This is a genomic window from Minwuia sp., from assembly GCF_048263705.1.
In the GTDB taxonomy this organism is placed as follows: Bacteria; Pseudomonadota; Alphaproteobacteria; order Minwuiales; family Minwuiaceae; genus Minwuia.
The window spans coordinates 21300-41434 of record NZ_JBLXDV010000010.1 but is presented as its reverse complement, the minus strand read 5'-3'; the positions used below and the strand labels follow the sequence as shown (position 1 = coordinate 41434).

Annotated in this window: 16 protein-coding genes and 1 tRNA gene; 12 read left to right on the top strand and 5 right to left on the bottom strand. The window is 66.8% G+C overall.

Annotated elements, in window-relative coordinates; all coding sequences use genetic code 11:
• Window positions 1-14: 14 nt before the first annotated feature.
• Window positions 15-1355, bottom strand: a complete 1341-nt coding sequence (locus ACN0X7_RS14535) for an amidase (RefSeq protein WP_417518498.1) — start codon at window positions 1353-1355, stop codon at window positions 15-17.
• A 62-nt stretch (window positions 1356-1417) separates the two neighbouring features.
• On the opposite strand from ACN0X7_RS14535, the gene ACN0X7_RS14530 reads away from it, so the two are divergent.
• Complete coding sequence (locus ACN0X7_RS14530) at window positions 1418-2626, top strand: acyl-CoA dehydrogenase family protein (RefSeq protein ID WP_417518496.1); 1209 nt, start codon at window positions 1418-1420, stop codon at window positions 2624-2626.
• On the opposite strand, the gene ACN0X7_RS14525 is transcribed toward ACN0X7_RS14530, so the two are convergent.
• Entirely contained in the window at window positions 2623-3003 is a 381-nt protein-coding gene (locus tag ACN0X7_RS14525) for a GtrA family protein (protein ID WP_417518494.1), read from the bottom strand. The genes ACN0X7_RS14530 and ACN0X7_RS14525 overlap by 4 nt on opposite strands.
• A complete protein-coding gene (locus ACN0X7_RS14520; protein ID WP_417518492.1) occupies window positions 2996-3967 on the bottom strand; it encodes a glycosyltransferase family 2 protein in 972 nt (323 codons plus the stop codon). The genes ACN0X7_RS14525 and ACN0X7_RS14520 overlap by 8 nt, the downstream gene beginning before the upstream one ends.
• A gap of 38 nt (window positions 3968-4005) precedes the next feature.
• Here ACN0X7_RS14520 and ACN0X7_RS14515 point away from each other — a divergent pair, with 38 nt between their 5' ends.
• The 11 genes from ACN0X7_RS14515 (at window position 4006) to ACN0X7_RS14465 (ending at window position 19065) form a co-directional block, all read left to right on the top strand.
• Window positions 4006-5502: a glycosyltransferase family 39 protein gene (locus ACN0X7_RS14515; protein WP_417518490.1), complete on the top strand. Its 1497-nt coding sequence runs from the start codon at window positions 4006-4008 to the stop codon at window positions 5500-5502.
• A 123-nt stretch (window positions 5503-5625) separates the two neighbouring features.
• Window positions 5626-6921 carry an adenosylhomocysteinase gene (ahcY, locus tag ACN0X7_RS14510; RefSeq protein ID WP_417518488.1) on the top strand — a complete coding sequence of 432 codons (1296 nt, stop codon included), beginning with the start codon at window positions 5626-5628 and terminating at the stop codon, window positions 6919-6921.
• A 117-nt stretch (window positions 6922-7038) separates the two neighbouring features.
• Window positions 7039-9234: an ATP-binding protein gene (locus tag ACN0X7_RS14505; RefSeq protein WP_417518486.1), complete on the top strand. Its 2196-nt coding sequence runs from the start codon at window positions 7039-7041 to the stop codon at window positions 9232-9234.
• Complete coding sequence (gene tsaE / locus ACN0X7_RS14500) at window positions 9231-9683, top strand: tRNA (adenosine(37)-N6)-threonylcarbamoyltransferase complex ATPase subunit type 1 TsaE (protein WP_417518484.1); 453 nt, start codon at window positions 9231-9233, stop codon at window positions 9681-9683. The genes ACN0X7_RS14505 and tsaE overlap by 4 nt, the downstream gene beginning before the upstream one ends.
• Complete coding sequence (locus ACN0X7_RS14495; RefSeq protein WP_417518482.1) at window positions 9673-10668, top strand: aminoglycoside phosphotransferase family protein; 996 nt, start codon at window positions 9673-9675, stop codon at window positions 10666-10668. Before tsaE ends, ACN0X7_RS14495 begins: the two co-directional genes overlap by 11 nt.
• On the top strand, window positions 10665-11396 hold the full coding sequence (locus tag ACN0X7_RS14490) for a nucleotidyltransferase family protein (protein ID WP_417518480.1): 732 nt from the start codon (window positions 10665-10667) through the stop codon (window positions 11394-11396). The genes ACN0X7_RS14495 and ACN0X7_RS14490 overlap by 4 nt, the downstream gene beginning before the upstream one ends.
• 3 nt (window positions 11397-11399) lie before the next feature.
• The gene (gene addB, locus ACN0X7_RS14485) at window positions 11400-14321 is read left to right on the top strand and encodes a double-strand break repair protein AddB (RefSeq protein WP_417518478.1); all 2922 of its coding nucleotides are present in this window, start codon (window positions 11400-11402) and stop codon (window positions 14319-14321) included.
• A complete protein-coding gene (gene addA / locus ACN0X7_RS14480) occupies window positions 14318-17806 on the top strand; it encodes a double-strand break repair helicase AddA (RefSeq protein WP_417518476.1) in 3489 nt (1162 codons plus the stop codon). The genes addB and addA overlap by 4 nt, the downstream gene beginning before the upstream one ends.
• Window positions 17807-17868: 62 nt before the next feature.
• Window positions 17869-18189: a thioredoxin TrxA gene (trxA, locus tag ACN0X7_RS14475; protein ID WP_417518474.1), complete on the top strand. Its 321-nt coding sequence runs from the start codon at window positions 17869-17871 to the stop codon at window positions 18187-18189.
• A 166-nt stretch (window positions 18190-18355) separates the two neighbouring features.
• Window positions 18356-18580: a DUF4170 domain-containing protein gene (locus tag ACN0X7_RS14470; RefSeq protein WP_417518472.1), complete on the top strand. Its 225-nt coding sequence runs from the start codon at window positions 18356-18358 to the stop codon at window positions 18578-18580.
• Window positions 18577-19065: an O-acetyl-ADP-ribose deacetylase gene (locus tag ACN0X7_RS14465; protein WP_417518470.1), complete on the top strand. Its 489-nt coding sequence runs from the start codon at window positions 18577-18579 to the stop codon at window positions 19063-19065. Before ACN0X7_RS14470 ends, ACN0X7_RS14465 begins: the two co-directional genes overlap by 4 nt.
• Window positions 19066-19070: 5 nt before the next feature.
• Here the strand turns inward: ACN0X7_RS14465 and ACN0X7_RS14460 are convergent.
• Both ACN0X7_RS14460 and ACN0X7_RS14455 read right to left on the bottom strand, forming a co-directional pair.
• Window positions 19071-19144, bottom strand: a tRNA-Gly gene (locus ACN0X7_RS14460).
• 52 nt (window positions 19145-19196) lie between these two features.
• On the bottom strand, window positions 19197-20075 hold the full coding sequence (locus ACN0X7_RS14455) for a DMT family transporter (protein WP_417518468.1): 879 nt from the start codon (window positions 20073-20075) through the stop codon (window positions 19197-19199).
• Between the last annotated feature and the right edge of the window lie 60 nt (window positions 20076-20135).

Genomic DNA, 20135 nt, shown 5'->3' with positions numbered 1-20135 from the left:
AATCGAAAAACGCTCTAGCTTCGCAACACCCCCTCGACGCCCGCCGCAATGTCGAACAGCGCCCGGTCCCGGCCCCGGTGTCCCATCAGGGTCAGCCCCACAGGCGCGTCGCCTTCGGCGTGACAGGGCAGGCTGATGTTCGGGCGGTTCAGAAAGTTCCCGACCGACGGATTGCGCAGGCACAGCAGGTTGATGCGGGTGTAGTCGTCATCCTGGTCCAGTTCCGACAGTGCGGGCGGGACGATGGGAACCGTCGGCATCAGCACGGCATCGAAGCCCGCGGTTTCACGGTCGGTGCGCCGCTGCATGGCGACGCGCGCTTCCATCAGGTCGATATAGTCGGCGGCGGAGATCGCCGCGCCCCGCTCGATCCGTCCGATCACGCGCGGATCGTAGGCATCGCGCTTTGTCTCGATCAGCCTGCGGTGCCAGGCATAGGAATCTGCCGCGGCAAAGCCACCCGCCGCGCCCAGCGCGGGCAGATCGTCGATGGCGTCCAGCGTGATCTCTTCCAGATGCGCACCCGCCTCCGACAGGGTCTCCAGCGCCGCCGCGTAGGCATCGGCGACCGTCTGGTCCATGTCTTCCAGCACGAAATTGGTCAGCACCGCCAGCCGCATGCCCCTGACCGGCAGAGCCGCCGCGCGACGTCCCGTGCCGCCCGCCATCACGTCGTCCAGGATGGCGCAGCAGTCGACGCTGTTGGCCAGCGGCCCGATGGAATCGAGCGAAAAGGAGAGCGGCGTGCACCCGTCGCGCGGCACGCGGTCGATGGTCGGCTTGAAGCCCGTGATGCCGCAGAAGGCCGCCGGAATCCGGCAAGAGCCGCCGGTGTCGGTGCCGATGGTCGCCGCTGCCATACCGTCTGCGACGCTCACCGCACCGCCTGAGGAAGACCCGCCCGGAATGCGTCCGGTCTCGCGGTCCCAGGGTGAGGCGGGCGTGCCGTAATGCGGGTTCAGACCGACGCCGGAATAGGCGAATTCGGTCATCACGCAGCGGCCCAGGATGACGAACCCCGCGCGGCGCAGCCGTGCGACGATGGGTGCGTCGGCATCGGCAGGCGCCGAACCGGCCAGCGCCTTCGATCCGGCCGTCGTGACGAGACCTTCCTCGTCGAACAGATCCTTGATCGAGATCGGGATCCCGGCCCAGGGCCGCGCCTCGCGGCCCGCCTGACGCACGGAATCGATGGCGCTGGCCTCGGCCCGCGCGCGGTCGGCATGCAGATGCATGTAGGCCGTCGGTCCCTCGCCCTGTGTCGCTGCCTCCAGCGCCTCGTCGGTCAGCGCACGTGCCGTCACTTTTCCAGCGCCGAGCGCCGCTGCCAGTACGGCCAGTCCGGACTTGATCATCAAACACTTCCCCCATCGGTTCGCGCGCGTACAATAGAGCCAACACCGGGGAGGACAACATCATGGATCTGGCGCTGAGCGACGACGATCTGGCATTCCGCGACGAGGTCAGGGACTTCATCGCGACCAATCTGACCGACGATATTCTGGAAGGATCGCGGCTGGCGACAGGCCCGTTTGCCGAATTCCACATCGGACAGCGCTGGCTGGAGAAGCTGGCGGCGAAGGGCTGGTCCGCGCCGATGTGGCCCGTCGAGCACGGCGGACCGGGATGGTCGCCGGTACAGCGCTACATCTTCGATGCGGAATGTACCGCCGCAGGCGCGCCATCGGTGCTGGTCATGGGCACGCGCATGGTCGGCCCGGTGCTGATGCATTTCGGTACGGACGAGCAGAAATCGAAATACCTGCCGCGCATCCTGTCGGGCGAGGATGTCTGGTGCCAGGGCTATTCCGAACCGGGCTCGGGGTCCGATCTGGCCTCGCTGAAGACGCGGGCCGTGCGCGACGGCGACGATTACGTCATCAATGGCTCCAAGATCTGGACCACCTATGCGCAGCACGCGAACCGCATGTTCTGTCTGGTCCGCACCTCGACCGAGGGCAAGGCACAGGAAGGCATCTCCTTCATCCTGATCGACGATTTCAACGCACCCGGCATCACCGTCGATCCGATCATCACCATGGCCGGCGACCATGAGGTCAATCAGGTCTTCTTCGAGGACGTGCGCGTGCCGGTGGCCAATCTCGTCGGTCCGGAGAACAAGGGCTGGACGGTCGCCAAGTACCTGCTGGAGTTCGAACGTGGCGGCGACACCTATTCGCCCGGCCTGCATGCGTCCATCCGGCACCTGAAGGCCGTGGCCGCGTCCGAGGCCGACGGGGGCGGCGAGAAGCTGCTGGACGATCCGACGTTCGCGGCCCGGCTGGCCGAGGTCGAGGCGGAGATCATGGCGCTCGAGATCACCGAGAAGCAGGTGCTCTGCGAAGCCGCCGAGGGCCGCACGCCCGGCGCCAACGGGTCGATCATGAAGGTCTGCGGGTCGGAATCGCTGCAGAAGACGGCGGAACTGACCGCCGAGGCCGTGGCCTACTACGCCGCACCGCATCAGAAGGAAGCCCGCACCGTCGGCAGCAATGTTGCCGCGATCGGGCCGGACCATGCGCTGACGGCGATGCCCCGGCATCTGAACCACCGCGCGGCCTCCATCTATGCCGGATCCAACGAGATCCAGCGCAACATCGTCGCCAAACTGGTTCTGGGTCTTTAGCGGAATGCCCAGAAGCGGCCTGCGACGAAGGTTGCCGCGGGCGTCACGAACAGGATGAAGATCAGCGGCAGGCGCGGGTCGCCGCCCAGGCCGTCCACGATGGCCCACGTCGCCAGCGCGTTCAGCGCATAGCCGCCCACGGCCACGCCGACGAAGCGGACCAGCGCCGCACGGCTGCGCACGCCGAACGTCCAGCGGCTGTGACCGCTCCACGACACGATGAAAGCAATCAGGAAGGCGATCAGGTTGGCGAGATTGGCCTCGGTGCCGCCGAACTGCACCAGCACCCAGTAGACAAAGGCATGCACCGCCGTCGCGGCCAGCCCGATGATCCCGAAGCGGCCGATCTGGGCGATCAGGCCGGTACGATCATTCATCCGGGCCGCCGATATCGCGCCGGACCAGATAGAGCGGGCGCTGCTTGGTTTCGGTGAAGGTCCGCCCGACATATTCCCCCAGCAGCCCGATGCCGAACATGTTGATGCCCCCGATCAGCAGGATCGACACCATCATGGACGCATAACCCGGCACATCGCGCCCGAACAGCAGCGTGGCGAGCACGATCCAGAGTGCAAATCCCAGCGCCAGCACCGCCACGATCAGGCCGCCGATGGTGAACAGCCGCACCGGCAAGGTCGAAAAGGACAGGATGCCGTCGACCGCGAAGGTGATCAGTTTCAGTGGCTTCCAGCGGCTTTCGTCGCGGGTGCCGGGCGGCCGTTCGTGATAGACGAACGTCTGGCGAAACCCGAGCCAGGCGAACAGGCCCTTGTTGAAACGCGTGCGTTCGCCAAGCTGGCGGAAGGCCTCCACCACGGCGCGGTCGAACAGGCGGTAATCCCCGGCGTTGGTGGGCAGCTGCGTGTCGCTGATCCGGTTGAACAGGCGGTAGAAGCCGTTCGCCGTGAAACGCTTCATGAAACTGTCGGTCGAGCGGCTGGTGCGGCGTGCCGTGACCATCTCGGCGCCTTCGCGCCAGGCCGCCACCATTTCGGCGATCAGGTCGGGCGGATCCTGCAGGTCGGCGTCCATCGTCACCACCGCCTGCCCCGTCGCATGATGCAGACCGGCGGTCAGCGCGGCCTCCTTGCCGAAATTCCGGCTGAGGTCGAGGATGCGGATACGCGGATCGTCGGCGCGCCGGGCCGCCAGCATCTCGACGGTCCGGTCATCGCTGCCGTCGTTGATGAACAGCAGTTCCACATCGTCCGTGATCCCGTCCAGCACCGGCATCAGCGCATCGAAAAGTCGGTCCAGCCCGTCAGCCTCGTCCTTCACGGGAATCACCACCGACAGCAGCGGCGGCTGGTGCGATTCGGCGGCGATGCTATCCTTGGCCATGTGCAAGCGATCTCAACAGTCTGTCGGCAGGGTTCAACATGGTGACGACTGACGGGAAGTCGGACCGGCCCGGATCCCCGCATGTGCCCGGGCGTCATCTCGATCCCTCGTCAATAGTCGCCACCTTCATCGTCGCGCAACTGGTTTTCTGGACCGCACTGCCCGCGATCAGCCACAGCGCGCCGCCGCTGGACGTGGTCGAGAGCCTCGTCTGGGGCCGGGAATGGCTGCTGGGGACGCACAAGCACCCGCCCCTGCCGTCCTGGCTGCTGGAGGCCGGACGGCTGCTGACCGGCAGCGTGATCTGGATGCCCTTCCTGCTGAGCCAGATCTGCGTGGGCCTGACGCTGTTGTTCGTGTTCCTGCTGGGCCGGCGGATGTTCGACGCCCGCGCCGCCGCCATGGGCACCTTGCTGCTGGGCGGATTGTTCTACTTCTCCTGGCCCACGCCCGAGTTCAACCACAACGTCGTGCAGATGCCCATCTGGGCTGGCGTGGCTCTGTTCCTCCATCGCGCGGAACGGCAGGGCGACTGGCTTTCGTGGATCATGCTCGCACTGCTCGGCGCGCTGGCGATCTATAGCAAGTTCTCCGCAGCGCTGATGCTGCTGTTCGTCCCGCTCTGGCTGCTGCTGAACGCCGACGGTCGCGCGCACCTGAAGACCGCCGGACCTTGGGTGGCGCTGGTCGTCTTCATTGTGCTGGTCGCGCCGGAAGCCCTCTGGCTGATCCGCAACGATTTCCTGCCGCTGGAATGGGCCTCGCTGAGGGCCGGTGGGGGCGGCACCCCGGCCACCTTCCTGCTGGCGCAGGTCGCCGACCATCTGCCGATGCTGATCGTTGCGGGCGCGGCGGGTCTGATCGGACGCGGCATGCTGCGACCCATGGGAACCGGCAAGGATCGGAAGTTCCTGCTGTTGATGGGTTTCGGCCCGCTGATCCTGACGGTTGTCGTCGCCGTTTTCATGGGCGGCGGCCTGAAGGACATGTGGGGCGCGCCCATGTTCAGCCTGTCGGGCCTGATCGTCGTGGCGTTCTTCGGCGGACGGCTGAAGGACGCGGGACTGAAGCGCGGGCTGGCATCGGTTCTGGTGCTGATCGTTCTGGTATCGTCGGTCTATGCGGTTCTGGTGGCGCAGGGGCCACACTGGTTCGGCCTGAAACCGATGCGGGGTGCCTGGCCCGGGGCAACCATCCAGCAGGCCGCGGAAGCGCATTTCGAGGCCGAAACGGGCCAGCCGATGAAATATGTGATCGGCGATTTCTGGCTCGGCGGGCTCGCGACCATCACCGCGCGCCACGACCCAAGCCTGCTGATGAATGGTGATCCGCGCCTGTCGCCCTGGATTGATCTGGACGATATGAAGAAATCCGGCGCGCTGATCATCTGGCAGATCCGCGAAGGAAAACCGGCACCCGGCCATGACATCTTCGGTCCGGTGACCGCGGACAGGCAGCTGGTTCTGCCCTGGAAGGACCGCGAACGCCCGCCTCTGCTCATCGGCATGCAGGTGCTTCCGCCGCAGGGGGAATAGGCCATATCCGCCCCGGCTGGTTGCAGTCCGGCGGTCCGGGCGCTAAATACCGCGCCAGAATGAACTGAATCACACGCGGCGCGTAAAGGCTACGCGTCACCCCTGCCAGCGGAGCATATGAACATGAGCGGTTTCACCGACTACAAGGTCAAAGACATTTCCCTCGCCGACTGGGGCCGCAAGGAAATTGCCATCGCCGAAACCGAGATGCCGGGCCTGATGGCGCTGCGCGACGAATTCGGCTCGGCCAAGCCGCTGAAGGGCGCGCGCATCGCGGGCTGCCTGCACATGACCATCCAGACGGCGGTTCTGATCGAGACGCTGATCGACCTGGGCGCGGAGATCCGCTGGTCGTCGTGCAACATCTTCTCGACGCAGGATCAGGCCGCCGCGGCCATTGCCGCCGCCGAAATTCCGGTCTTCGCCTGGAAGGGCATGGACGACGACGAGTTCTGGTGGGCGATCGATCAGACCATCGAAGGTCCCGACGGCTGGCGTCCGAACATGATTCTGGACGACGGCGGCGACCTGACCATCCGCATGCACGAGAACTTCCCGGAACTGATGAAGGACGTGAAGGGCCTGTCGGAGGAAACCACGACCGGCGTGCACCGCCTGTATGAGATGGCGCGCGACGGCAAGCTGATGGTGCCCGCGATCAATGTGAACGATTCCGTCACCAAGTCGAAGTTCGACAACCTGTACGGTTGCCGCGAGAGCCTGGTCGACGGCATCAAGCGCGCCACCGACGTCATGCTGGCCGGCAAGGTCGCCGTGGTCGCCGGCTACGGCGATGTCGGCAAGGGCTCGGCGGAGAGCCTGCGCAGTCAGGGTGCCCGCGTGGTCGTGACAGAGATCGATCCGATCTGCGCGCTGCAGGCCGCCATGGAAGGCTATGAGGTCAAGACCCTGGACGAGGTGGCCTCGACAGCAGACATCTTCGTCACCGCGACCGGCAACAAGGACATCATCACCGTCGATCACATGCGCCAGATGAAGGATCGGGCGATCGTGTGCAACATCGGCCATTTCGACAGCGAAATTCAGGTCGCCGGTCTGAAGAACTACACCTGGCACAATGTGAAGCCGCAGGTCGACGAGATCGAGTTTCCCGATGGCAAGCGCCTGATCCTGCTGGCCGAGGGCCGTCTGGTGAACCTGGGCTGCGCCACGGGCCATCCCAGCTTCGTCATGAGCGCATCCTTCACCAACCAGGTGCTGGCGCAGATCGAGATCTGGGAGAACCACAAGAACTACGACAACCAGGTGTACACCCTGCCGAAGCACCTGGACGAGAAGGTCGCCGCCCTGCATCTGCAGCGCCTGGGCGTGAACCTGACCGTCCTGAGCGACGATCAGGCGGAATACCTCGGCATTCCGGCAGCCGGACCGTTCAAGCCCGATCACTACCGCTATTGACCGGTATGACCGTGCTCTGACGGGCCGGTCGGCAGAACACCCGGACCGTCGCTTTCAGGGAGCGCGATTGGATGATTTCATCGGATCGCGTTCCCCTCTATTCTGGGCGACCTGATGATGAGCGATTACAGAGCACGGAGTCTGCGGCGGCTGCCATTGGCGGCCCTGACGACATCTATTCTGCTGACCGCGTCCGGCGCGCTTGCCCAGGAAGCCGCTGATCCATCCCTGAAGGACTGGGCCGTACCTGCCCTGATCGGTGGCGTGATCATCGCCTTGCTGGCGGTCCGGCTGGTCATGGTGTCATCCAGATCGGGCAGGCTCAAGGCCCGGCTCGAAACGGCGGAGTCATCGACCGCCGAGAGCACCCGCGAGATCGAGAAGCTGAAGGCCGAGCAGGCCCTGCTGCGCGACAAGATCGATTCGCTCGGACGTGAACGCGACAGCTACCGCGCCCTGCTGAACGACGCGCCGATCGCGGCCTGGCGGCGGGAATCCGGCGGTGCCGTGATCTGGCGCAACCGCACGCTGGACCGCATCCTGGGACCGGATGCCGCCAGCGACGAGATCGCCGCCCGCGCGGATCAGGACCGTCCGATCCGGCTGGTCGAAAAGGCCCGCGCCAGCGGTGAGACCGTCAGCGAGGAGCGCCGGTTCGTGGTCGACGGCCAGCGCCGCACCTACATGATCCACGAGACACCGCCCCACGCCGACGGCACGTCCGCCGGCTATGCGATCGACATATCGGCGGTCGACGAGGTGCGTCACGAACTCAGACGCCACATCGAGGCCAACAACGGCATCTTCGAGAACATCTCGACCGCCGTTGCCGTCTATGACCGCGACAAGAAATTGATCTTCTGCAACAACGCCTTCAAGCAGCTGTGGGGCCTGGATGACGCCTTCATCGCCTCGATCCCCACCATCGGCGAGGTTCTCGACCGCCTGAAGGAGATGCGCAAGCTGCCCGAGGAGATCGAATTCCGGCAGTTCCGGAAGGGACGCGAGGCCCTGTTCAACGCCCTGCTCGACCCGATGGAGGAACTCTACCAGCGCCCCGACGAGCGCATGGTGCGTGTGACGGTCACACGGCACGGGTTCGGCGGCCTGATGTTCCTGTTCGACGACGCCACCGATCACATCATCATGGAACGGAATCTGAATACCTACATCGCGGTACAGCGCGCAACGCTGGACAACCTCTACGAAGCGGTCGCGGTGTTCGGACCGGACGGCCGACTCAGCCTCAACAATACGCCCTATCGCAACATGTGGGGCCTGCCTGCCGAGTTCACGGAGGGACAACCACACGCCCGTGAACTGATCGATCGCGTGATCGCGACCATGGGCGGCACGCCCGATCTGCTGGAGCTGCGCGACGCACTGATCGCCAGTGTCACCGATCCGCGTGCGTCCAGCAGCCGGATCGAACTGCCGGACGGGCGCATCATCGACACCACGGCCATGACCCTGCCCGACGCGCAGAAGCTGTTCACCTATCTGGACGTCACGGATTCGCTGCAGATCGAGCGCGCCCTGCGTGAGCGGAACGAGGCGCTGGTCGCCGGAGACATGGTCAAGTCCGAGTTTCTGGAGAACATGTCCTACGAACTGCGCACGCCCCTGAACACGATCCTGGGCTTCGCCGAGATTCTGCAGAACGACTATTTCGGACAGCTGAACGATCGCCAGCGCGAATACGCCTCGGGCATTCTGGAAGCCTCCGAACAGTTCCTCTCCATGATCAACGACATGCTGGATCTGGCCTCGATCCAGGCCGGCCACATGCAGGTCAATCGCGAACAGATCGACGTGGCCACCCTGATCGAGGACGTTCAGGAAAAACATCGCGAGCGGGCCACACGCCGCAAGATCGGACTCAGCAGCGAGATCGGGCCGGACATCAAGCCGCTGGAAGGCGACCGCCGCCGGGTGGATCAGGTGCTTGGCAACCTGTTGAGCAACGCGGTCAAGTTCACGCCGCCGGGCGGTCAGATCACCATCGGCGCCAACGCCTCGCCCGACGGGGCGGACCTGTGGGTTCAGGACACCGGCATCGGCATCCCTGAAGAGGAGAAGGAGCGGGTCTTCGAGACGTTCCGGACCAGCGAACGACATACCCGCCGCGGCACCGGGCTGGGGCTGGCGCTGGTGCGCAACCTGATGGAGCTGCACGGCGGTTCCGTCGAGCTTGAATCCGAGGTCGGCAAGGGCACCCGCGTGACCTGCCATTTCCCGCACGAGATGCCGGAAGAGCTCGACGCCCTGACCATCCGCGTCGATGGCGTGACCGTGGAGCCGGTCGGTCCGTGACACGGACGCGCCTCTTCCCGTTGAATGACGAAGCCGCAACCCGCGACCTGGGCCGGCGTATGGCGATGGCGCTGGACCGCGGCGACCTGCTGCTGCTGTCCGGCGATCTGGGTGCCGGCAAGACCTTTCTGGCGCGCGCGATCATCCAGACGCTGGCCGGAAACGCCCTCGACGTTCCCAGCCCGACCTTCAATCTTGCGATCCCCTACGAACTGCGGCCCTTTCCCGTCACCCACTATGACCTCTACCGCCTGTCCGGTCCTGACGAGACAGAGGAACTGGGTGTGGAGGATGCGCTGGAGGAGGGCGCGGCGATCGTCGAATGGCCCGACCGGCTGCATCCTTCGGACCGCCGCAACGCGATTTCGGTCACCCTGACATCGGGCGACACCCGGACCGCGGAAATCGCCGGCCCCGATGCCTTCATGGAGCGGCTGGATGGAGCCTGATCGTATCGCAGCGCGGGACCGGCTGATCGCGGAAGCCGGACTGGCAGGCGCTGCGGTCGGTCCGCTGGCTGCCGATGCCTCGTTCCGCAGCTACGACCGGATCGTCCATCCCGACGGTCGCCGCGCCGTCCTGATGAACGCGCCCCCCGGCCTGGAGGACGTACGCCCGTTTCATCGTGTCGCCGACCTTCTGAGTGGCTGGGGCCTGTCGGCGCCGACGGTCATCGAGGCGGACACAAATGCCGGATTTCTGCTGCTGGAGGATCTGGGCGATGATCTGTTCAGCCGCCTGATCGCGCAGGGTCATGATGAAGTGCAACTGTATGCGGCAGCCGTTGACGTGCTGATCGCGCTGGCACGCCAGGCACCGCCCGCCGATCTGCCAGCCTATGACATGGACCTGCTGCTGACCGAAGCCGACCTGATGCCGGACTGGTACGCGCCCCATTGCGGCGTGACGCTGACCCCGGGAGAACGGGAGGCCTACCGGCACGCCTGGCGCTCCTGCCTCGGGCAGGTCGCCGCCGTCACGGACACGCTGGTCCTGCGGGACTATCATGTCGACAATCTGATCTGGCTGCCCGAACGGCACGATGTCGCACAGGTGGGTCTGCTGGATTTTCAGGACGCGGTGCGCGGGCACGCAGCCTACGATCTGGCCTCGCTGCTGTCGGATGTCCGTCGCGATGTGCCCCCGCAGATCGAGGCCGCGATGCTGGATCGCTATATCGCCGGTACCGCCTGCAGTTCCGAGCGTCTGCGGACGGCCTACACCGTGCTTGCCGCACAGCGGAACACGAAGATCCTGGGCATCTTCACCCGTCTGTCGGCGCGGGACGGCAAGGACGGTTATCTAAGGTGGCTGCCGCGCACATGGCGGTTGCTCGAACGTGATCTGCGCCATCCGGCCCTTGCGCCCGTCGCCGCGTGGTTCGACAATCACCTGCCGAACGTCCCGTCAGTCGAGAGCGGCCAGTCCCGATGAGCAACACCATCTACCCCGAATTGCCGGATACGGCGATGACACTGGCCGCCGGTTACGGCAAACGCCTGCGCCCGCTGACCCTGACGCGGCCCAAGCCGCTGGTCCGCGTCGGCGGGAAGACCCTGATCGACCGGACACTGAATCAGCTCGTGGAAGCGGGCATCACCCGGACCGTCGTCAATCTGCACTACAGGGGCGACATGCTGAGAACGCATCTCGCATCGCGGGACGCGCCCGAGATCGTGTTTTCCGAGGAACAGACACTGCTGGATACGGGCGGCGGCGTTCTGCACGCGCTGGGTGACCTGGGCGACCGTCCGTTTCTGGTGACCAATTCGGACATGATCTGGACCAATGGCGCAACCAACACGCTGGCACGGATGGGCCGGGCGTTCGATCCGGACACCATGGACGTGCTGCTGCTGATGCAGGCGACCGTATCGGCCATCGGCTATCGCGGGACCGGCGACTTCACCATGCGCCCGGACGGCAGGCTGCAACGCCGGGTCAAGGGCCGCGTGGTACCGTTCCTGTTCACCGGCATCCAGATCCTGCATCCCCGCGTGTTCCAGGGCATGCTGATCGAACCGTTCTCCCTGAACCGCGTCTACGACCGGGCCGAGGAAGCCGGGCGTCTGTTCGGGATCCGGCACGACGGTGACTGGATGGATGTCGGCAACCGCGCCGGGCTGGAACGGGCGGAAAACCTGCTGAAGGGATACCGCTGAACGATGGGCCAGGTCGCCAGCATCGCAGCGGGCCAGCCTTTCGTGGATGTGCTCGCCGGCGCGATGCTGGCCGCACACGGACCCGGCGGCGACGGCCTGCTGGCCGACGCGCTGGTGCTGGTCCCGACCCGCAGGGCAGTGCGCAGCCTGCGACAGGCGTTCCTGCGGGCCAGCAATGGCACGGCGATGCTGCTGCCGGCGATCCACCCGCTCGGCGATGTCGAGGACGACGAGCCGGCCATGCTCTCCCCGCTTGTCCACGACGAGGCCGATCTGCCGCCGGCCATCGGACAGACCGAGCGCCGGCTGCTGCTGGCGCAACTGGTCCTGAAGAGCGGTGCCACGCCGGACATGGCGACGGCGCTGGGGCTGGCACAGTCGCTGGCCGACTTCCTCGACGAGGTGGCAACCGAGCGGCGCGACTTCGCGAAACTGGCGGATCTGGCCCCCGAACGCTTTCAGGCGCACTGGCAGGAAACCATCGACTTCCTGCAGATCGTCACCCGTTTCTGGCCCGAGATGCTGTCCGAACGCGACCGCATGGACCCCGCGCACCGGCGCGATCTGCTGACGGGACGGCTGGCGGCGGAATGGCGGGCGCATCCGCCCGAGACCCCGGTCTATATCGCCGGATCGACCGGCAGCGTGCCCGGCACCGCGGATCTGATGGCCGCGACCCTCGCCGCCCCTGCCGGCCACATCATCCTGCCCGGCCTGGATCTGTCGCTGGACGAGGCGGACCGGGCCGCGGCCCATCAGGAGCCGGCGCACCCGCAGCACGGCATGCTGGTCCTGCTGGAACGGCTGGGCATCGCCCCGCCGGACGTTGTGCCGATGTCAGACGACCGGCATGTCGAACGGATCGCCCTGATCAACGAGGCCCTGCGCCCGGCGGCAACGACGGAGCGCTGGCGCGATCTGGCCCAGTTCAGCGCCGAGGCACTGGACGGCCTCAGCCTTCTGGAAGCACCAGGACCGCGCGAGGAAGCGCTGGCCATCGCCCTGCGCCTGCGCGAGGTCCTGGAAACGCCGGGCAGGACCGCAGCGCTGGTGACGCCCGACCGCGCGCTGGCGCGCCGCGTCGCCGCCGAGATGGCCCGCTTCGGTGTCCGGCTGGACGATTCGGCGGGTGTCCCGCTGCGGCTGACCCGGGCGGGCAGCTTTCTCCAGCTCGCCGCCGTCGGCCTGAGCACCGGGTTCGCGCCTGCGGACCTGCTGGCCCTGCTGAAACACCCGCTGGCCGCCGCCGGACAGCGCCCGGATACCCTGCGCCGCGAGACCCGAAGGCTGGAACGCCGCCATCTGCGCGGTCTTCGGACCTATGACGATCTCGCAGGACTGGCGGACCGGGTGGACGCCGATGGTGCATTCGACTTCGACACCGGCTGGCTGCGCGAGATCGCCAGGCACGCGGCCGCCTTTCAGAAAGTCGACGGCGATCTCGCCGCGCTGCTTGCAGCCCATGTCGAATGCTGCGAGTGGCTGGCTTCGACCGGCGATCAAACCGGTGCACAGCGCCTGTGGCGCGGCGAGGACGGCGAGGCTGCGGCCCAGGCCGTTGCCGACCTGCTCGAAAGTGCGGAGGCGGCACCGTCCGCCACCATCGGCGACTGGCCCGCCAGCTTCGACAGGCTGATCGGCGGCGGAACCGTACGCCCCCGGCATGGTCTGCATCCCCGTCTCAGCATTCTGGGCCCGCTGGAGGCGCGGCTGCAGAATTTCGATCTCGTCATTCTGGGCGGCCTGAACGAGGGGGTCTGGCCCGCCGCGACCGGACACGACCCGTGGATGAGCCGACCCATGCGTGCCGATTTCGGCCTGTCCGCACCCGAACGCCGAACCGGCCTTCAGGCACACGACTTCGTTCAGCTTGCGGCAGCCGGACGTGTGATCCTGACCCGCAGCGCCAAGGCGGACGGTGCGCCGACCGTGCCCTCGCGCTGGCTGCTGCGGTTGCAGTCAGTCGCCAGCGGTGCCGGTATCACACTCGCACGAGATACCGAATCGACGGACTGGGCCGCCATGCTGGACCGTGCGGACGACCCGAAACCCGTCGGCGCGCCGGCCCCGCGGCCCCCCGTGCAGGCGCGCCCGTCCGAATTGCCCGTGACGTCGGTCGAGACGCTGATTCGGGATCCCTATGCCATCTATGCCCGGCGGATCCTGAAGCTGCGCGCGCTGGACCCGATCGATCAGGAGCCCGGCCCGATGCAGAAGGGCAACATCCTGCACGAGGCGTTTGAGGCATTCGCCAAGGTGCACACCGGCGACTGGTCACCTGCCCTGCTGCCGACCTTGCGCGACATCGGGATGAAGGTCTTTGCGGAAAAAGGGTTGCCGCCATCCTGGCATGCCCTGTGGATGCGCCGCTTCGAGATCGCGGCACGCTGGCTGCTGAAGGTGGAGGGGGAACGCGAGGACCGGATCGAGAAGCGTTTGGCCGAGATCAGGGGCGAGATCTCCGGCCTGCCGGGCGTGCCGGATTTCAGGCTGACGGCAACCACCGACCGGCTGGACGTGCTGGCGCGCGGCGGGGTGACCATCGTCGATTACAAGACCGGGACGCCGCCGTCGAAGAAACAGATCGAAGCCGGGTTCGCCGTGCAGCTGCCGCTGACCGGCCTGATCCTGAGACAGGGCGGGTTCGACGGGGTCCCCCCCCTGCCGGACGCACTGGTCCACATTCGCGTGCACGGCGCACGGGAGGGGGGCGAATGGAAACCCGTGCAGACCGATGATCTGGAGGCGCTGATCACCGAGACCGCCGACGGCGTCGGGCAACTGCTCGGGGAGTATGCCGACGAAAGCACGCCCTATCGCTCGCGCCCCTACGTGCAGTTCGCCCGCGACTACGGCGGCGACTATGACCATCTGGCACGGGTGGCCGAATGGTCGGTCTCGGCGGATGAGGAGGACGGGTCATGACCGAGCGTCCCGACGCCTTCGCGCATACGGTCAATGAACAGCGCCGGGCGGCGACGCCGGATACCTCGGCCTGGGTCAGCGCCAATGCAGGATCGGGCAAGACCCGTGTGCTGACCGACCGCGTCATCCGGCTGATGCTGGGCACGCCGGACCACAGGGGCGCGGAGCCGGGCCAGATCCTGTCGATCACCTTCACCAAGGCCGCTGCCGCCGAAATGTCGAACCGGCTGTTCCAGCGGCTGGGCGAATGGGCGACCGCGCCGGACGGGAAACTGCGCGCGAACCTGATCGACCTGGCCGGCCCCGACGTCGGCGGCGCCTATCCGCTGGACGCGGCCCGGCGGCTGTTCGCACGGGCGCTGGAAACACCCGGCGGGCTGAAGATCCAGACCATCCACGCCTTCGCCGAGTCGGTGCTTGGCCGGTTCCCGCTGGAAGCCGGCCTGTCCCCGGAGTTTCAGGTGATGGACGAGGCCGCGTCCGGCGAGATGCTGGAGCGGCTGAAGCGCAGGCTGCTGGCCGGGGCGCAGATCGCGCCCGAGGTCGGTCTGGCGCTGGACCGCCTGCTGGACAGCATGGCCGACGGCGCCTTCGACGACCTGCTGATGACCGCCATCCACCAGCGCGGCACGATCCAGAACGCCCTGCGGCGACTGGGCGGCGTCGCGGCGACCGTGGCCGCCATCCGCGCCCGGATCGGCTTGCCCGCCGACGCCACGCTGGATCATGTCGAGGCCGGCGGGTGCGCCTTCGGTTCCTACGATGAACTGGGGCTGCGCCGCGTGGTGCAGTCGCTGCGCGAGGACGGCGGCAAGCAGGCCATCGCCAGGGCGGACATGCTGGACGCATGGATTGCCTCCGACGACGACGGGCGCAGGCAGATGCTGGACGACTACATCTCCGTCTTTGTCACGGGCGGCGGTACGGCCCGCAAGAACCTCTTTCCCGCCAAGGCGAAGAAAGCGGATCCGGCAGGTGAGCAGGTGTTGCTGGACGAACAGGTGCGCATGCTGGAGCTGGCGGACCGTCTGAAGGCGGCCGCCATCGCCGACCGCACCCGCGATCTGCTGACCGTCGCCGAGGTCCTGCTGCACGACTATGCCGCCGAGAAGCAGAGACTTTCGCTGCTGGACTATGACGACCAGATCGAAAAGACGCTCGACCTGCTGAAGTCGCAGGCCGCCTGGGTGCATTTCAAGCTGGATCAGGGCATCGACCATATCCTGATCGACGAGGCGCAGGACACCAGCCCGCAACAGTGGGACATCGCGCGGCGGCTGAGCGCCGAGTTCTTCGCGGGCACGACAGCGCGTCAGGGCCCGCGCACCATGTTCGCGGTGGGTGACGAGAAACAGTCGATCTACAGCTTTCAGGGTGCCGATCCCGCGGGCTTCGACCGGATGCGGCGGCACTTCCATGACAGCGCCGCCCAGGTCGATGCCGGGTTCGAGAATGTGAAGCTGGAGCTTTCCTTCCGCTCTGCGCCGGAGATCCTGACAGCCGTCGATACGGTCTTCGCCGGTCCCCTCAAGGAAGGCCTGACCGCCTCGGGGGCCGACATCAGCCACACCGCGAAACGCGCCGCCGCGCAGGGGCTGGTCGAGGTCTGGCCGCTGGAGCAACCCGTCGAGGTCGAGGAGCCCGACCGCTGGAAGGCACCGCTGGATACCGAAGGTGCCGTCAGCCCGCGGCGGCGTCTGGCCCAGCGGATCGCTGCCGAGATCCGCCGTCTGATCGACGCGCGCATCCCCGTGCGGCAGAAGGACGGCGGTGACGCGGACACACGACCGGTCTCGCCGGGCGATATCCTGATTCTGGTCCGCCGCCGCGAGGCGCTGGTCGAGGAGATCGCGCGCGCGCTGAAGGATCCGAAGATCAACATCCCGGTCGCGGGGGCCGACCGGATGGTGCTGACCGGCCAGATCGCGGTACTGGACCTGATGGTGCTGGGCGACTTCCTGCTGCTGCCCCAGGACGACCTGGCGCTGGCGACCGTGCTGAAGTCGCCGCTGTACAACCTGACCGACGACGATCTGTTCGCCGTCGCGCACCCCCGGGACGACCACCAGCGGCTCTGGCCCGCCTTCCGCGCCCGCGCGAACGAGGACGCCAGGTGGCAGGCCGCGCTGGACGAACTGGAAGAACTGCTGGCCGAAGTGGACCAGATCACGCCGTTCGCCTTCTACAGCAAGCTGCTGAGCGCGCGCGGCGGGCGGCGGCGGCTGCATGCCCGGCTGGGGGCCGATCAGCTCGACCCGCTGGACGAGTTCCTGAATGCCGCGCTGGCCGACGAACGCGATCACCCCCCGTCGATGCAGGGCTTCCTGCACCGGCTTCGCCAGAGCGACGCCGAGATCAAGCGCGACATGGACCAGGGCATGGACGCGGTGCGCATCATGACGGTCCACGGTGCCAAGGGACTGGAGGCCCCCGTCGTCTTCCTGCCCGACACGGCACGTCCGCCAAGAGGTGCCGGCGGCGGTCTGATGGTGATCGACGGCCCCGACGGGATCGACCTGCCCGTCCTGTCGGCGGCAAAGGCACGGACACCCGACCGTATTGCGCAGCAGACCGTGCTGGGCGATGCGGCGCGCCTGGCCGAATACAACCGGCTGCTCTATGTCGCCATGACCCGCGCCGAGGATCGGCTGTACGTCTGCGGCTATTACAACAGCAGCCGCGCGAAACCTTCGGACGACGGCTGGTACAGAACGGTGGAGACCGCGCTGGAACCGATCGGCGTGCGCGACCCGGAGAGCGGCATCCTGCGCATCGGCACCGAGGCAGCTGCAGACAGCGACATCGAGGATGGCGGAAAGGCACCGCCGAAGCTTGCGGACTGGATCTCGCGACCGCCGCCCGAGGAACCCGCACCGCCGCGTCCGCTTGCGCCCTCCCGCACGGAAGACGAGGACGACACACCGCCCGCTGCCGCCAGCCCGCTGGCCGCCCATGCCAGCGGCGAAGGCCGCCGCCGGGGCACGCTGATCCATCATCTGCTGGAAATCCTGCCCGGCATACCTCCAGCACAGCGCGCCGAGGTGGGGAACCGCTCCCTTGCCCGGCGCGGCGCGGATCTGACACCGGAACAGCGCGGTGAACTGCTGGCGGAAGCCCTTGCCCTGATCGAGGCGCCGGAGATGGCACCGGCTTTCGGGCCCGGCAGCCGCAGCGAGGCGGCGATCACCGGTCTGGTCGGCACGACGGTGATTTCCGGGCAGGTCGACCGGCTGGCCGTCACCGCCGATTCGGTCTGGATCGTGGACTACAAGACCAACCGTCCCCCGCCCGACCGGGTCGAGAATGTCGCCGTCGCCTACACCCGGCAGATGGCCCTGTACCGGGAGGTGATCCGCCAGATTCACCCCGACAAGCGGGTTATCGCAGCGCTTGCATGGACTTACGAGACGCGGCTGATGGTCCTGCCGGACACGCTGCTGGACGGGGCGCTGGCATCGCTTGACCTTGGTCTGGACGCTACCTAGATTCAGCGTCCGACAGCGAATTCAAACCGCGCGGAACACGCGCGAGAGACGGAGTGAGGCAGATGGCAACGATCAAGGTTACGGACGACAGCTTTCAGACAGACGTGCTGGGCGCGGACGGTCCGGTGGTCGTGGACTACTGGGCGGAATGGTGCGGCCCTTGCCGCCAGATCGCTCCGGCACTGGACGAGATCGCCTCCGACATGGACGGCGCACTGAAGGTCGCCAAGATCAACATCGACGAGAACCCCTCGACGCCGACCAAATACGGCGTGCGCGGCATTCCGACCCTGATGCTGTTCAAGAACGGCGAAGTGGTCGCGACCAAGGTCGGCGCGGTGCCGAAGTCGCAGATTCAGGCCTGGATCGACTCCAACACCTGATCGCGACGGTAGCGAGACACGGCAAGGCGGGTCCGTCGCGGCGGGCCCGCTTTTTCGTGCCTGCGGGCGCGGATGCGGATGCGGATGCGGGGCGAAATGCCCTATTCCACCGCATCGGTCGGCAGACTAAGCCCGCCAGCAGTCAACCCCAGCCCGGAGCATTGCCATGAGCAAGCAGGATCTTTTTCTGGTATTCGGCGGCGCGCTGGTCGACCCGCGCGAGAACGTGCTGGCCGACCCGGGCCGCGTCGATCTGGTCGGTGTCTACAATACTCACCAGGAAGCGATGAAGGCCTGGCGCAGCCGCAGCCAGTCGAACGTCGACGACGCCTACATCCGCTATTTCATCGCACCTCTGCACCAGCTGATGAACCCGGAAGAGGACGATTGAGACCCGAGATCGTCACGGGCGACATCACCCGCCTGGATGTCGACGCCATCGTGAACGCGGCCAACGAAAGCCTGTTGGGCGGCGGCGGTGTGGATGGCGCGATCCACAGGGCGGCCGGTCCCCGGCTGCTGGAGGCCTGCCGCACGCTGGGCGGGTGCCCGACCGGCGAGGCCCGCATCACCGCCGGATACGACCTGCCCGCCCGGCATGTGATCCACACGGTCGGCCCGGTCTGGCTGGGCGGCGATTCCGGTGAACCGGACCTGCTGGCCGCCTGCTACCGCAACAGCCTCGCCCTGGCCATGCAGCACGGCATCGCCTCCATCGCCTTTCCGGCAATCTCGACGGGCATCTACGGATATCCGCTCGAAGAGGCGACCGAGATCGCGGTGAACACGGTTCTCGCGACAAGGGATCGGCCGGAACGGGTGATCTTCTGCTGCTTCAGCGAGCAGGCGGCAGAAGCCTATCGCACACTGATCTGAGAAGCTGGAGCGGGTAGGGGGAATCGAACCCCCGCGTTCAGCTTGGGAAGCTGACAGGCTACCATTACATCATACCCGCGCTGCCCGACGTTCTATGCCCGGCGGGCGGCGCTTGCAATAGGGTCGGTGGATCAGACGCGGACCGGACGCACCAGCAGCAGGACGCCCCCCAGAATCATCGCCGCGCCGGTCAGGGCGATGCCGTCGGGAATCACACCGAAGATCGCGAAATCGTAGAGCGTGGCGAACACCAGCGTCGAATAGAAGGCCGGGATGACCTGACTGGCGTGACCGCGCTTCATCGCCTGGATGAACAGGGTCTGCGCGCAGACCATGGCAAAGCCCAGCAGGGCCAGCAGCGCCCATTCGTCGGCGGTCGGCCAGCGCCAGACGAACAGGGCCGCCGTGCAGGCGATCAGCATGCCGAAACCATTGTTGATCAGCAGGATGCGGAGCGGCGGTTCGTTGCCGGTCAGCTGCTTGATCAGGATCGATTCCGTCCCCATGAACAGCGCGGCGGCCAGCGCGACGAGGGCCGCGGGCTGGAACGCCTCGGTGCCGGGCCGGATCAGCACCAGCGCGCCCAGCAGCGCCAGCCCCACCGCCAGCCAGCGGGAGGGACCGACGATCTCCCGCAGGATCAGCACGGCCAGCAGCATGGTCACGACGGGGCTGAGAAAACTGATCGCCGTGGCATCGGACAGCGGCATCCGCGCGGCGGCGGCGAACATGCAGGTCACACCCAGCCAGCCGCAGGCCGAACGACCGAAATGACGCGGCCAGTCCGCGCCCTTCAGCGACGGACGCCGCCAGGCCGACACCGACGCCACTACCAGAAAGGCGAAGAAGAAGCGCCCGGCGCTGATCTGCATCGGATGCAGCCCCTCACCCACCCCCAGTTTCTTGGCCAGCAGGCTGGTCACCGCGATCAGGGCGCTGGCACCGACCATGGCAAGCACCGCGCCGCGGTTGCCCGGGATGATCCGGTTGCTGTGGGCCTGTTGCATCATGACCGAGGCTTATCAGCGACCGTATGCGACCGATAGCGGATTTTCACCGCTGCGTGATAC

Excerpts from the sequence above, each read along its gene's own strand:
- ACN0X7_RS14505 (WP_417518486.1), top strand. The coding sequence starts at position 7,039 with ATGAGCGATTACAGAGCACGGAGTCTGCGGCGGCTGCCATTGGCGGCC.
- ACN0X7_RS14495 (WP_417518482.1), top strand. The coding sequence starts at position 9,673 with ATGGAGCCTGATCGTATCGCAGCGCGGGACCGGCTGATCGCGGAAGCC.
- ACN0X7_RS14530 (WP_417518496.1), top strand. The coding sequence starts at position 1,418 with ATGGATCTGGCGCTGAGCGACGACGATCTGGCATTCCGCGACGAGGTC.
- ACN0X7_RS14470 (WP_417518472.1), top strand. The coding sequence starts at position 18,356 with ATGAGCAAGCAGGATCTTTTTCTGGTATTCGGCGGCGCGCTGGTCGAC.
- ahcY (WP_417518488.1), top strand. The coding sequence starts at position 5,626 with ATGAGCGGTTTCACCGACTACAAGGTCAAAGACATTTCCCTCGCCGAC.
- ACN0X7_RS14525 (WP_417518494.1), bottom strand. The coding sequence starts at position 3,003 with ATGAATGATCGTACCGGCCTGATCGCCCAGATCGGCCGCTTCGGGATC.
- ACN0X7_RS14490 (WP_417518480.1), top strand. The coding sequence starts at position 10,665 with ATGAGCAACACCATCTACCCCGAATTGCCGGATACGGCGATGACACTG.
- addA (WP_417518476.1), top strand. The coding sequence starts at position 14,318 with ATGACCGAGCGTCCCGACGCCTTCGCGCATACGGTCAATGAACAGCGC.
- trxA (WP_417518474.1), top strand. The coding sequence starts at position 17,869 with ATGGCAACGATCAAGGTTACGGACGACAGCTTTCAGACAGACGTGCTG.
- addB (WP_417518478.1), top strand. The coding sequence starts at position 11,400 with ATGGGCCAGGTCGCCAGCATCGCAGCGGGCCAGCCTTTCGTGGATGTG.
- ACN0X7_RS14535 (WP_417518498.1), bottom strand. The coding sequence starts at position 1,355 with ATGATCAAGTCCGGACTGGCCGTACTGGCAGCGGCGCTCGGCGCTGGA.
- ACN0X7_RS14515 (WP_417518490.1), top strand. The coding sequence starts at position 4,006 with ATGGTGACGACTGACGGGAAGTCGGACCGGCCCGGATCCCCGCATGTG.
- ACN0X7_RS14455 (WP_417518468.1), bottom strand. The coding sequence starts at position 20,075 with ATGATGCAACAGGCCCACAGCAACCGGATCATCCCGGGCAACCGCGGC.
- ACN0X7_RS14520 (WP_417518492.1), bottom strand. The coding sequence starts at position 3,967 with ATGGCCAAGGATAGCATCGCCGCCGAATCGCACCAGCCGCCGCTGCTG.